At 41.8% G+C, this 14,031-nt stretch carries 10 protein-coding genes; 7 read left to right on the top strand and 3 right to left on the bottom strand.

The features are described 5' to 3' along the window. The first annotated feature begins 124 nt into the window (after window positions 1–124). Window positions 125–1,285 carry a pyridoxal phosphate-dependent aminotransferase gene (locus tag G496_RS0102800; protein ID WP_027177931.1) on the top strand — a complete coding sequence of 387 codons (1,161 nt, stop codon included), beginning with the start codon at window positions 125–127 and terminating at the stop codon, window positions 1,283–1,285. 38 nt (window positions 1,286–1,323) lie between these two features. Beyond that, the gene (locus G496_RS0102795) at window positions 1,324–1,653 is read left to right on the top strand and encodes a hypothetical protein (protein WP_027177930.1); all 330 of its coding nucleotides are present in this window, start codon (window positions 1,324–1,326) and stop codon (window positions 1,651–1,653) included. A 77-nt stretch (window positions 1,654–1,730) separates the two neighbouring features. Here the strand turns inward: G496_RS0102795 and icd are convergent, their stop codons facing one another. Together icd and G496_RS0102785 are read right to left on the bottom strand one after the other, a co-directional pair. Continuing rightward, window positions 1,731–2,876: an NADP-dependent isocitrate dehydrogenase gene (icd, locus tag G496_RS0102790; RefSeq protein WP_027177929.1), complete on the bottom strand. Its 1,146-nt coding sequence runs from the start codon at window positions 2,874–2,876 to the stop codon at window positions 1,731–1,733. Between the two features lie 828 nt (window positions 2,877–3,704). Further along, window positions 3,705–4,589 (bottom strand): flagellin N-terminal helical domain-containing protein, encoded by an 885-nt coding sequence (locus G496_RS0102785; protein WP_027177928.1) that lies wholly within the window; start codon window positions 4,587–4,589, stop codon window positions 3,705–3,707. Window positions 4,590–5,420: 831 nt separating this feature from the next. Between G496_RS0102785 and G496_RS18660 the strand changes: the two genes are divergently transcribed. Further along, window positions 5,421–7,910: a PAS domain-containing sensor histidine kinase gene (locus G496_RS18660; protein ID WP_051294794.1), complete on the top strand. Its 2,490-nt coding sequence runs from the start codon at window positions 5,421–5,423 to the stop codon at window positions 7,908–7,910. Window positions 7,911–7,939: 29 nt separating this feature from the next. Here G496_RS18660 and G496_RS0102770 read toward each other — a convergent pair whose 3' ends face one another. Then, the gene (locus G496_RS0102770) at window positions 7,940–9,064 is read right to left on the bottom strand and encodes a glycoside hydrolase family 3 protein (RefSeq protein WP_051294793.1); all 1,125 of its coding nucleotides are present in this window, start codon (window positions 9,062–9,064) and stop codon (window positions 7,940–7,942) included. Window positions 9,065–9,257: 193 nt separating this feature from the next. Here G496_RS0102770 and G496_RS0102765 point away from each other — a divergent pair, with 193 nt between their 5' ends. The 4 genes from G496_RS0102765 to G496_RS0102750 all read left to right on the top strand — a co-directional run bounded on the left by G496_RS0102765 (window position 9,258) and on the right by G496_RS0102750 (window position 13,804). Next, window positions 9,258–9,869 carry a D-sedoheptulose 7-phosphate isomerase gene (locus G496_RS0102765; RefSeq protein ID WP_027177926.1) on the top strand — a complete coding sequence of 204 codons (612 nt, stop codon included), beginning with the start codon at window positions 9,258–9,260 and terminating at the stop codon, window positions 9,867–9,869. A 42-nt stretch (window positions 9,870–9,911) separates the two neighbouring features. Continuing rightward, window positions 9,912–10,550 (top strand): LysE family translocator, encoded by a 639-nt coding sequence (locus tag G496_RS0102760; RefSeq protein ID WP_051294792.1) that lies wholly within the window; start codon window positions 9,912–9,914, stop codon window positions 10,548–10,550. Window positions 10,551–10,866: 316 nt separating this feature from the next. Continuing rightward, complete coding sequence (locus G496_RS18655; protein WP_034632155.1) at window positions 10,867–11,244, top strand: DUF3592 domain-containing protein; 378 nt, start codon at window positions 10,867–10,869, stop codon at window positions 11,242–11,244. A gap of 148 nt (window positions 11,245–11,392) precedes the next feature. Next, entirely contained in the window at window positions 11,393–13,804 is a 2,412-nt protein-coding gene (locus G496_RS0102750) for a Cache 3/Cache 2 fusion domain-containing protein (protein WP_027177924.1), read from the top strand. The last annotated feature ends 227 nt before the right edge of the window (window positions 13,805–14,031 follow it).

Genomic DNA, 14,031 nt, shown 5'->3' with positions numbered 1-14,031 from the left:
CTTCAAAGGGCCATAAATTATTTATGAGCCTGTGATTCAAATTCTGCTATCGGAACACGGCAGAACCATAATTTCGTTTGCCGGCAGTATTCAGACAGCTTCATAAAAAACAGGAGTAAATTCCATGGAATGTATTTCAAAAAGAGCCTGTAAGATATCACCTTTTCTAGTCATGGACGTGCTGGAAGCGGCTCAGAAAATGGAGCGCGCCGGTAAAAAGGTAATCCACATGGAGGTAGGTGAGCCTGATTTCGACACGCCTCAATGTGTAAAAGACGCCTGCTGCAAGGCGCTTCAGGATGGCCAGACACATTACACCCACAGCCTCGGGGTTGAAGAGCTTCGTAATGCTATCAGCGATTATTACAAAAAAGAGTATAACGTTGATGTTGATCCCGGAAGAATTATAGTGACTCAAGGCACTTCACCGGCCATGCTGCTCCTGTTCACCTTTCTACTTGATCCCGGTGAAAACGTAATCCTGTCCGATCCATGCTATGCCTGTTATGATAATTTTATTGCTTTTGCAGATGGTGAAGCTTTAAGAGTTCCTATTTTTGAAGATGACGGTTTCCAATTTCGCCCGGAAGAAATCCGTAAAAAAATGAATGATAAAACTAAAGCTATCATGCTGAATTCTCCCAGCAATCCGGCAGGAACTCTTCTTTCCCCGGAAAGGATGAAAGAAATAGCCGAAATGGGACCGTGGATTGTTTCAGATGAAATATACCATGGTCTGGTATATGAAGGTAAGGAGCATACAATTCTTGAATATACCGACCATGCTTTTGTACTGAATGGCTTTTCCAAAATTTTTGCCATGACCGGAATGCGGCTGGGATATATTATCGCACCTGAAAAATATGTCCGCCCTTTACAAAAGCTTTGCCAGAACTTCTTTATTTCCGCGAACTCCATAGCTCAATGGGCCGGAGTTGCCGCTCTCAAAGACGCATGGGACGATGTGGAAAAGATGAAGCAGACCTATAACAAACGGCGCTTGTTTCTGTTGAAACGGCTGCGTGAAATGGGCTTTGAAATAAAGGTTGAGCCTACAGGAGCATTTTATATTCTGGTCAATGCTAAAAAACTTGCCGAAAAGTTTGGCGGCAGTTCTTACAAACTGGCTTTTGATATACTTGAAAAAGCTGCAATAGGTGTAACACCCGGTATTGACTTTGGTAAGGGAGCTGAAGGCTTCATCCGTCTTTCCTATGCAAATTCTCTGGAAAACCTTGCTGAAGGTATGGATAGACTTGAAAAGTATGTAAAAGAAAACAGCTGATTTTCAGCTCTGACAGTTATGGCTTAAGGAGGTACAGAATGACAAAATCAATTCCGATTCTGGTACTACTGATATTCTTTTTTGCCATTTCAAACGCTCAGGCTGTGACGGTCCGCAACAAGTGTTCTTTTCCTGTTGCAGGTTCTCTGGTTTACGTTTCAACCGGAGTTCCGCTTTATCAGTTTCGGCTTGTTCCGGATGAAAAAGTACACATGAAAAGAATTCCCAAAGGTTCACTACAGCTGAATGTAATTCCTGATATAAGAAATCTGAAGCTGATCAAGCTGCAAAGCCTGAAGTTTGATTCCCCGGATTGCTATATTGAAATATCTGTTAAAAAAGGCAGGCTGAAGATTAAAATAAATTAATCCCATACAGCGCAAATAAAACAGCCCCCAAGCAGTCTGCTCGGGGGCTGTTTTTGATTATTATAAATAAATAACTGCTACAGGTTGGACAGAAGAATCTCTCCGAAAGCCTTGCAGCCAACAGTCTCAGCTCCGGCAATCTGGGAAGCGAGATCGACTGTTACTTTTTTAGCGGCAAGAGCCTTGACCACAGAACCTTTGATGAGGTCTGAAGCTTCAGTCCAGCCGATATTTTCAAGCATCATAGCACCGGAAAGCAGGATGCTGCCGGGGTTGGCCATATCTTTTCCTGCAATTGTAGGAGCTGTTCCGTGTGTTGCTTCGTATATTGCAAGGGTATCACCCATGTTTACTCCGGGAGCAAGACCGAGACCGCCAACCTGAGCGGCAAGAGCATCAGAGATATAATCTCCGTTAAGGTTGGTGGTTGCGATAACGCTGTACTGCTCAGGGCGCATAAGGGCTTCCTGGAACATAGCGTCTGCGATACGGTCCTTAATTACAACTTTGCCAGCTTCGGCTTTATCCTCGGTAACAACTTTTCCGGCATATTCTTCAGCAGCCAGATCGTATCCCCACTGACGGAAGCCACCCTCGGTGAACTTCATGATGTTGCCCTTGTGGACCAGAGTTACTGAATCACGATTCTGCTCAAGAGCGTAATCAAGAGCTCTGCGAACAAGACGGCGGGAACCTTTAGGAGTGATAGGCTTGATTCCGATTCCTGCGCTAGGATCAAGCTTTGCACCCATTTCATCAATAAGAAATTCTGCTACGCGTTTGGCTTCATCAGAGCCGGAAGCGTATTCAATGCCAGCATAAACATCTTCAGTATTCTCACGAAAAACAACAATATCAACCAGATCAGGACGCTTAACCGGTGATTCAATGCCGTCATAGTACTTAATAGGACGGATACAGGCATAGAGATCAAAAGTCTGACGCAAAGTTACATTCAGACTGCGGAAACCTTTTCCTACCGGAGTCTGTAAAGGTCCCTTCATTGCCAGATCAGCTTTTGCCAAAGTATCAAGAGTATCCTGAGGAAGATAACTTCCGGTAGCTTTATATGCTTTTTCACCGGCAAGCAGTTCAACCCAGTCTATCTTTTTAGAACCGGAGTAAGCTTTCTCCACAGCTGCATCCAGAACAGGACGGGCAGCTCCCCATACTTCGGCACCGATGCCGTCACCTTCAATGAAATAAACAGTTCTTGTAGACAATTTAAATTCTCCTCTTAATTCTCAGGGATACAGTCCTTGATATTATCTTTGAGCAACAATATCAGGATGCAACAAGTTTCAGCAGCTTCCGGCCTCATTAAATAACAGAAAAGCCTGCACCGAGACATTTTTTCTGAATTCTGAAGCATTATTTTCTTATTTCAACTCTGAAAACGGTACCAGACTTTAATAAAAAATCTTCAATTCAAGTCAAATTTTATCTTACTTGCTATCAATAAAAACTGAAAAAGCCTCTGATGAAATCACCTTTTGTGAACATTTATCATCAAATTTCAGCTATTATTTTCTTTTTTTGAATAAAGATAACAGCTCAATAAGACTAAATTAATAGACTTAAACGGATAAGATTTACCGGTTTCATTGAAAAAATCACTATAAATTCCTGCATGTTTAAAGAACAAATCCTGCCGAAAAACGGCCTGACACGCAGGCATAAGCATCCCCAAAATCACTTTTGCTCAGGGGAAAATACTAATAAATAAACTTTGTGAAAAAGTAAACTTGCTCTGGATGAGGAACCACTTTTGAAATATTTTGCAAAAATAAAATACATCTTTATTTTAAAATTAAATCCTGAAAATTAGAGATCGGTGCGGAAAAAATGCGGAAAAAGAGTCGTTATAAAAATAATATTTTGCGAGTCTTCAGAACAATTATATTTTTAAAACTCGCCATATTTTAATAATCTTACCCTGCCGGGTCATAATTTTATTTAGTATTCAGACAGAGGGGCTGTAAAAATGAAAAGGGAGATTCGCTATCACGAATCCCCCTTTCTGAGTTTCACTACTCACCGGGTTGTTATTACTAACCGCCGATGAGCTGCATTGCCATCTTAGGCATACTGTTAGCCTGAGACAACATCGCAACCGCTGACTGTGTAAGAATCTGGTTGCGGACGAATTCGGTCATTTCAGTTGCAACGTCAACGTCTGAGATACGGGATTCAGAAGCCTGTACGTTTTCTGCCTGAACCGAAAGGTTGGTTATAGTGTTCTGCAGTCTGTTCTGCAATGCTCCAAGGTTTGCACGGATCTTATCCTTGGAAATAATCGCCTTGGTAAGCTTTTCCAAAGACTGCTGAGCAAGTTCCTGTGTTGAAATGGAGTTGTTTGCAGCACTTCCTACACCCAGAGCCGATGCGGTAGCGGTATCGATCGAGATGTAATAGTAGTCTTCTGCCGAATCGTTACCGGTTCCGAAGTGGATCTTTACAGGACCATTGGACTTCATGCCTGATCCATCATGGGCATCTACTTCACCGGACATGTTACCGTTGAGCAGGTGGATACCGTTGAAGTCTGTAGCATTTGCGATACGGGTAATTTCCGAAGCCATTGCCTGATATTCAGAATCGATAATCAAACGCTGATCGGAGTTATAGGTACCGGTTGATGCCTGAGTTGCCAGTTCCTTCATACGGATAAGCTTTTCGTCGATAACGCCCAGTGCTCCGTCTGCGGTCTGAATCATGGAAATTGCATCGTTTGCATTACGAATTCCCTGATTAAGAGACTTAACATCCGAGCGCATAAGTTCGCGAATAGCCAGTCCTGCTGCGTCATCAGCAGCTGTTCCAACACGAAGTCCCGAGGACAGACGTCTGGTTGAAGTTGAAAGACGTCCGTATGATGCCTGCAGGTTACGGCTGGCATTAGCTGCCATAAGGTTGTGGTTGATTACGAGCGACATAATAATTCCTCCTTGAATTATTCCAATTTTGAGCGACCTAAGTGGATCCATCCACTTTGACATTAGTTAGATGTTATTTTCAGAGACACCTACTCCATAGATTACCCTCCATCGGCAGATTTACCGGCGGGAATCCCGCTCACGGCCAGGCCTGAGATTTCCGGACAGACACTGATTCTGCTCTGCTTCCAGAACACCCGCATCAGATAGCTTTACCTTTATTTAAATTGATAAAGGTGAATTTATGTCCGTCATTGGAACCCGGAACTCTGCCATGAAGGAAATTTGTTTCGGTCCTCAATTAAAGACCGAATAAAGCCTGTCTGATCTTCATGGGTTTTGACTGTTCCCGGTTTCCTGCCTCACACCACTTTTTTAAAATTTATTTTTCTAAAGGCTGTTAAGCAAAGAATATGCCCAACTTTTGATTTCTATATTAATTTACATTAATTTATCTTTAATAACCTGAAACAATAGAACTATTGATTTAGAAAAGTATGTGGGAGAATATAGTGAGGATAGCCGGAGAAAGGCCAATTCTGCCTGAGAAGATAGAACAAGGAAAAAGCTTCCCTATATTTTTGAACTGATTATCAGAGTGTATATCTGCGTCTGTATAAAGTGTCCTGAAGCTTACTGGATTCAAAGTAGCGATTAACGGTATAAAGACAGTTTGCGAAAACCAGCATTTTAAACTACTTTATAAAGATATCTGTTTTAGCGACTTGGATAATCTTATGCGAACATACATCAGGCTTGAACATGGTTCGTGACAAAACCAGAAGCATACGACAATTTTACAGCAGGATACGGAAATACTTATGGATTTTCATGGGTATCTTTGCGGCGAATGCTATTTTCTCACTGCTGCTGTTTATTTGGATAATCAATTCAGGTCTGAATGAAAGCGCCCAGTCATGGTCCACATACCTTAAAAACAGGATCGAATTTTTAAGCGAAGCGATTACGACCACGTCGACAACAAACTATGGTTTCACCACAGTTTTTAAAATACAGCTTAACGGAAAAGTCTTTGAACGCGATCAGGAAAAAATTTCCCTTAAAAATATATATGGATCAGAATTATATGAGAGAATCAAAGACACAAAGATAGGTGAAAGAAAGCTTATCCAATTTCGAAATATTCTGGACCCGGCATTAAAGGCTGTATACCTGATAAAAAGAACCACGCATTCGTATATAATTGGTCTGCTCGCCCCCAAAAGTCTGCTGCCCACTGTCCCTAAAACTCAGCAGATCATTTTATTCAACGAGCATGGTGGAATTGAATATTCCACTTTTAATAAACATAAAATTCCATTCTCCAGCCTGAATCATGGAATAGTTTTCTATAACGGTCATGCCTTTGCCATCGAACACTCCAGATCATCAGAACCTGCTATGTTCGACATGGCCCTTATTAAAGATGTTTCAAAAGAATTTTACGGGCTGACCATTCTAATAATACTTACAACCATTACCTTGGGAACAGGGCTTATCAGATCTCGTAAAATATCCGGAGATCTGCTGCTGGTTGAATCTGAATTCCGAAAGATCAACAGCCTGCTTTCAGGAATAACAATCTCTGATAAATCGCAGACCGTTCCGGTTATCATGAAAGATACAGCGCAAGAACTGAAGAGCATTGACTGGGATCACCTCGCAGAGAGCACTGTTTTTCAGGAAAACCGCATGTACCTTAACTCAATGACTTTTTTTGCAAGAAACATGGTACATCTTCTGGATGCGGTCTCTCAACACTCCCGAGCCCTGACAATATCCGAAGAAAAATACCGGGACCTTGTGAACCGGGCAAACAGTATTATTTTAAGAATGAACCGCGACGGCAATATCACTTTCTTTAATGAATTTGCTCAGACCTTTTTCGGATATACCCAGCAGGAAATAATCGGGAAAAATATTTTTGATACTATTGTACCTGTGATTAATCCCGGCGGAGAAGACCTAAGAAAGAAGCTGGTGGAGCTATTTAAAAATCCTGAGAATCTTCCGACCAGCAACAATGAAAATATACGCAAAGACGGATCAAGGGTCTGGATTCAATGGACCAACAGCCCTGTGTATAGTGAGGACGGCCAAGTAGCTGAAATACTATGTGTGGGCATGGATATCACTGATCGTAGAAAGGCCGTTCTCGAACTGAGCAAAGCCAACAACCGCATCAAAGATATTATCGATTCAATGCCATCAGTCGTTATCAGCGTTGACAGCATTCTTAGAGTTAACCATTTCAATCTGTCCGCAGGTCAAATGTCCTCTATGGATATAAATGATATCAAGGATGCACCGGTTGAAAGAGCTTTTCCTATATTGACAGAATTCAGGGATAAATTGGAAATGGCACTGATCACCGGTGTCCCAGATACCGAAAACATAGTTACGAGTTCTGACAAAGGATTAATCAAATATGTTGATGTAATGATATATCCTTTGACCGGGAGCTATGAGCAGGGAGCCGTAATCAGGATAGATGACGTTACGGAAAGAGTCAGACTTGAAGAGATAATGATTCAGACCGAAAAAATGATGTCTGTCGGCGGTCTTGCAGCAGGAATGGCCCATGAAATCAACAATCCTCTGGGCGGAATTCTACAGGGCATCCAAAACATAATCCGCAGGTTCTCTCCTGATCTGAAACCCAATATAGATGCCGCAAAAAAAGCAGGTTGCGACCTTGATGCGGTTCTGCAATATATGGAGCTGAGAAAGATCACCTCAATGCTCAACGGTATTACTGAGTCAGGAATAAGAGCTGCCGACATTGTTTCAGGAATGCTTGAATTCAGTAGAAGAAGCGACTCAAGAAAGGCTCCCGGAAAGCTGGATGTACTACTGGATAATACAATTAATCTTGCCGCAAAAGATTATGATCTCAAAAAAAGGTACGACTTTAAACAGATTGAAATTGTTAGAAATTATTCTCCTGACGTGCCACCAGTGTTATGCTCAAACACAGAAATAGAGCAGGTCTTTCTGAATCTTCTGAGAAATTCAGCTCAGGCAATGTCAGACTGGGAAGAAATGGAAGAAAAACCACGTATTGAGGTTTCCATATCCAAATGCCAGAATATGGTCTGCTGTGAAATTAAAGATAATGGACCGGGAATGGATGCCGAGACCCGTAAAAGAGTTTTCGAACCATTTTTCACGACTAAAGATCCCGGAGTGGGAACGGGACTTGGACTTTCGGTCTCTTATTTCATCATTACCAAAAACCACAATGGAATTTTCGAAGTTCACTCAAAAGTAGGCGAAGGGACTTCCTTTACCATTATGCTACCGGAAGCCCCCAGCTACTAAAAAAGCAGACGGAATATGCATCATTGCCTTTACTGTGCAATGCGGCTTTTAAGTTTCATAATTCTATCATAAGACTGCTTTATCCTTTCCGGACTGATGCGCCCCTGTTCAACCATTGACTTTAAGACCTTGAACACTCTGCGCCCTATCCCCTTTTCGTAGGCAATATTATTCCCAAAAAGGAGTATGTCCGCCCCAGCCTCCACTGCACGATATATGGACTCCTTGAATCCGTAGGAATCGCTTATGGCTTTCATCTGCATATCATCGGTGATTACCACCCCGTTATAGCCAAGCTTTTTACGCAGGATACCACTGATGACTTTTGATGAAAGTGTAGCCGGATAGTCAGGATCTAAATTCCTGTTAAATATATGGGCGGTCATCACCATGTCAGTTCTATTGTTTTTAACTATATATTCAAACGGCAGCAGCTCTTTCTCCGTCCATGTCGAGCTGACATCCGTCAGACCAAGGTGACTGTCTCCAGTTGAACTGCCATGCCCCGGAAAATGTTTTACGCATGAAAAAATTCCCTGCGATCTCAATCCTTGAATGAAAGCTGTCCCAAGTTTGGAGACAACTTCCGAATCAGCCGAAAAGCTGCGTTCAAGCTTGCCTATTACAGGATTATCAGGATTTACATTCACATCAAGATCAGGCGCAAAATCAAGGTTGAATCCGGAAGAGCGCAAAGTTTTACCAACTTCAGCCCCGGCCTTATAAGCTGTTTCCAACTTACCGTCTTTTCCTAATTCAGCGGCACTTGGAGTTTCATTAAATCCCTGTTCAGCTTTAAGCCGCTGTACTCTGCCGCCTTCCTGATCAACAGCAACAAGTAAAGGTATTTTGGAATATTTTTGTAAGGAGTCTGTCAGCCTTTTTAGCTGTTCAGAACTTTCAATATTTCTAGGTCCGAAATCAAGAAGACAGTCTTTATTAAACAGAATCACCCCACCTATGTGTGCAGATTCGATATCCTGTGCAATCGGACTATCATTACCTATCTCCATTCCTCTGAATCCAACCATGATCATCTGCCCTATCATGGTATCCATTTCAGCTGCCTGCATAGTATTTGCAAAAGCAGGAGATGCGGACAAAAATAGAATAAACAGCAGACAGATGTAATTAATTTTAAAAAAATCAGACAAATTCAAACTCCTGAAAATGGTAAATATAAAATGTATTCAAAACGATATCTGCCGGTAAACAGCCTGCTCAAACAAACTCAATAGAAGCCTCCGCTTATTGCCAGCAGAGAGGTTTTTATATACATGGGTTGTCGACAGCCGCAACAGATTGCAAGGCTGAAAATGAACAAATCAAGTAATTAAAGGAAGCATAATGTCGGAAACCGCACTGCAAAAAGTTCTTGATCATGCCCGCTCCGGGGTTGAAGTCCGTGAAGCATTTTTTGAAGCAAATTCTGAACAGGTCGTTGATATTGCCAGATCTCTGGCTGTAGCTCTTGCAAAAGGCGGTAAAATATTTTTCTGTGGCAACGGTGGCAGTGCCGCGGACTGTCAGCATCTGGCTGCCGAACTTGTAAACCGCTTCAAGCTCGAAAGACCTGCTCTTCCGGGAATTGCCCTGACCACTGACACATCCATCCTCACAGCAATCGGTAATGACTATTCGTTTGATACCATCTTTGAAAAACAAATTCAGGCTCTTGGATCAGCAGGTGACGTTCTTATAGGAATCAGTACTTCAGGTTCCAGCCCGAATGTAATTGCCGCATTGAAAGAAGCCCGCCGCAAAGACATGATCACAGTAGGAATGACCGGTATGAAAACCGGAGAAATGCTTCCCTTATGTGATCATGTTGTAAGCATTCCAAGTACTGATACACCTGTAATTCAGGAAATACATATTGCAGTAGGCCATCTCTTCTGCGAGCTGATTGACCACTTCCTCTTTGAAGCCGTCAGTGAGCTTGAACCATATCTGGGCTAATTTTATTAAGGGTGATGACAACATGACTGCGGAGGCAGACCGATGGATGCGTTAACGCTTTCTTTCATACCGATTGCAGCAATTTTAACAATTACTCCCGGTCCGGACACCATGCTGGTAGTCAACAGCACGCTCACCAGATCAACATCAGCAGGACTTGCAACTGTTGCCGGGATCAACTCTGGGCTGCTGGTCCATGCCATTGCCTCGGCTACCGGGCTTTCGCTGATACTTATGAAATCGGCTACAGCCTTTGAAATAGTTAAAATTGCCGGGGCGTTGTACATTATCTGGCTAGGCATAAAATCCCTGATAAAAGGCTTCAACAAGCATGACGCAATAGAAGAAGCTCAGGCCGGTTTAAATACTGTGACCCCGGCCAGCAGAACATCTTCTTTTAAAGAAGGCTTCCTGACAAATGTCCTCAACCCCAAAGTTGCTGTCTTTTATCTGGCCCTTCTGCCGCAGTTTATTTTGCCCGGCGAAAATATTTTCACAAAGTCACTGCTTTTAATGACAATTCATTTCAGCCTTGGGATAATCTGGTTTTCCTCAGTTGTTTTTGCTCTGGGAAAAATGCGTTCACTTATTTCCTGTTCTTCATTCAAAAAAAATCTTCAAAAAATATCCGGGGCTGTATTTATATATCTTGGATTTAAAATGGCTTCAGAACAGGTCTGAGATAATACTTTTCTCCATCACCTGCTAAATCCGCCTCTTGTTATTTCGAAACATCCCCTACGTTTTTTGTAATGCTTTTATAATCCGGACACCCAGTTTTTATGGGAGTCAAATTATAAAAATAAAACATATTCCAACTAAATACCTACCCAAAGACATTAATGGCAACTTCTATCTACGGATATGTACAATACATTTTTTGCCCCTGCCTTTACGCAATCCGTTAAGAAGGATACTATCTAGTAAAGTGTTTATATAAAATATTTGCTGGAACCATTCTATAAAAGTGCATTAAAAAAACATTTAAAATTAACATATGGAAATAAAAAAAATTTTACAGATTGCTTTTGCAATACTGTTTCTGACAATGCTCTGGAACATTCCTTACAAAGAAATTCGTATTGAGAGAATGCGGGCTTTTGGGGAAAAAAAAGCTATTGGAACTGTTGTTTACCGTAAAACTTCCAATAACGGAGAGAAGAAATATTATATTGCTTACACTTTTGTTGGTCCTGACGGTAATCCCAAAAATAAAATAGCTGTAGTGCAAAAGCAGACATGGAACTCATATCTTGGAGGAGATCCGATAGAAGTTATTTATCCTCCTGCTGCTCCGGATTTATCAAGAATAAAAGGAGAGGTGGAAAGTCCTTTTGTTTCTTTTCTGGCAGATTTTTCAAGAACAATTCAATAATATTATATCTTCCAATATATTTGCTTTTTCATGAAACTGAATTTAAAGATATAAAAACATATAATTTTTTTTGTAAAATAAATTTCATTGATATCAAAGAGACGTTCACAGAATTTTTACTGTGACAAAGGATCTTCCGGGGGGACTGATGTTCAAACAAATATCTTTTCAGACTAAACTCATGGTTGGTTCAATCGGAGTTATTCTGGCTACTGTTATTGCCATGACTTCCTTGAATCTGCTTGAAGTTGACAGATCATTAAATCAACTCGGAAAAACATCAATGCATTCGATAACTGATGGTGTTGTTGCAATGATGGAAATGCAGAACGGCTTATTGCTTGATAAGGTTAAAGCTGATCTGGACATACTTGATAAAAGACTCTTCGGTCTTGGTTTTCCGTCTCTTAACAAACGTAAAATGATTCCTGAAACCATCACCAACCAGATAACAAAACAGACAGAATCAACCAGCATACCGACCATGACTTTCGGCGGTATCCCTATAAATAAAACATTTGATCTAGTTGACTCAGTCAAGGAGACAGTTGGAGGAACAGCAACAATTTTTCAGCTTCTTCCCGGAAAACTGCTCCGTGTTTCAACAAACGTGAAAAAAAATGATGGATCAAGAGCTGTCGACACCTACATTCCAGACAGCAGCCCGGTTTACAAATCCATAATAGCCGACAAAACCTTCTATGGAATGGCCTATGTGGTCAACGCCTGGTACATAACAGCATATAAACCAATCAAAAGCCTGCGAGGGAAAATTGTCGGTGCTATATATGTAGGCCGCCGGATTCTTGCTCCTGAGTTCATAAAATCGGTGAGTTCTTCAAATGTAGGCGGCAAGGGCTATGGATTTATTTTTAATGAAAAAGGCGATGTTCTCCTCCATCCTGACAAGGATAAAGAAATCAATATCAGCAAGATGGATTTCTGGCCTGAATTTTCCAGAACCAAAAACGGACTGGTCAGCTATAAAGAAAACGGTCTCGACATGGTGGCGTATGTACAGGAATATAAAACTTGGGGCTGGAGCTTTGCTTTCACCATGGAGAAGTCTGAAATGGCTCACGGAGTGGACGCAGCAATATTCAAAATGAATATCATAATAGCCATAGTTGCTGTTATTTTAGCTGTTCTGGTCATGCTTTTCCTGATGAAGGTTACCAGCAAACCCTTGAACCAGCTCTCTTCCTTTACAGATTCCATCTCAAAAGGTCACTACAACGCAAGTCTTGATTACACTGTAAATGATGTCATCGGAACTACGATCACAGCTGTCAAAAGCATGGTTGCCGACCTGAAAGAAAAGCTCGGCTTCTCGGAAGGTCTGCTTAAAGGAATGACAATTCCAAGCATTGTTGTGGACCTTGATGAAAACATAACTTTTACCAACAGCCAGCAGCTGGTTCTGGCCGGAAAATCAGGCGACTCTGAAGATTTCAAGGGCAGGCCGCTAACGGACCTCATAACCAATCCGCTGATATTCGAGACCATAAGAAAGTGCGTGCATAGTGGTGAAAACCTGATTGACGTTGAAATTGAAGGCAAAAACACGGCCGGAGAAAGCTACTACGCGATTATTGATGCAGCTCCTTTAAGAAACCTTGACGGAGATATGATCGGAGCTTTCGTAATGATGAACGACGTCACTAAAATCAAGGAAAACGAACAGGCTGTTCTTGCCCAGCATAACAAAATATCCGAAGCGGCAGTCGAAGCCGAAGCTATATCCGACCAGCTGTCATCAGCTTCCGAACAGCTTTCCGCTCAGGTTGAGCAATCCCGCAATGGTGCTGAAATGCAGCTCCAGAGGGCAACTGAAACTTCTACTGCCATGGAAGAAATGACCGCCACGGTTATGGAAGTTGCCAGAAACGCAGGAGAAGCAGCAGAAAACGCCCAGCATACCAGAGGAAAAGCTCTTGATGGTCAGAAACTGGTTGTAGACGCTGTTAACTCCATTAAAGAACTTGAAGAAAATTCACATAAATTACGTTCGAGCATGGAAGAACTTGGGTCACAGACCGAAGCCATTGGCCATGTAATGAATGTGATTACAGATATTGCTGATCAGACCAACCTGCTGGCCCTCAATGCCGCCATTGAAGCGGCAAGAGCCGGAGATGCTGGTCGCGGTTTTGCCGTTGTTGCCGATGAAGTCCGCAAACTTGCTGAAAAAACAATGGAAGCCACCAAAGAAGTGGGCGAGTCGATAACCAATATTCAAAACAGTACACAGCTGAATATTGAAGCAACACAGGAAGCAACAAGATTTGTAGGCAAAAGTACCGAGCTTGCAAATATGTCCGGCGAAGCGTTGGATGAAATAGTAAAAATGATTGAAGCGACAACGGATCAGGTTCAGAGCATTGCAACTGCCGCAGAGCAGCAGTCCGCAACCAGTGAAGAAATAAACCGGGCAACTGAAGAGATAAATGAAATCTCTTCGGAAACCGTGCGCTCAACGGAAGAATCAGCTCAGGCAATCCGCGAGCTTTCCAAGCTGGCCTTAAGTATCAAAGAACTCATCAAAAACATGCAGTCTTAAAAAAAATAAAAAATACACCATAAGAAACGTCACTGGGGAAATTTTCCAGTGACGTTTTTTATTGCCATCTTTAAATATACTTAAGCTCAAGCTTACACCGCTTTCATGATAATAATTTTTTTCCATTTCATAACAGTCTGTTACCCGAATACACGGCAATCATATTTTTATTTGTACCCTTGCTTTTAAACGCAGTAATGGTTTATGATTAATGCAGTAATAGAAGA

Origin of the sequence: Maridesulfovibrio bastinii DSM 16055 (assembly GCF_000429985.1) — a bacterium.
GTDB classification, from domain to species: Bacteria; Desulfobacterota; Desulfovibrionia; order Desulfovibrionales; family Desulfovibrionaceae; genus Maridesulfovibrio; species Maridesulfovibrio bastinii.
The sequence above is the reverse complement of the archived record's forward strand: the minus strand, read 5'-3'. Positions and strand labels throughout refer to the sequence as shown.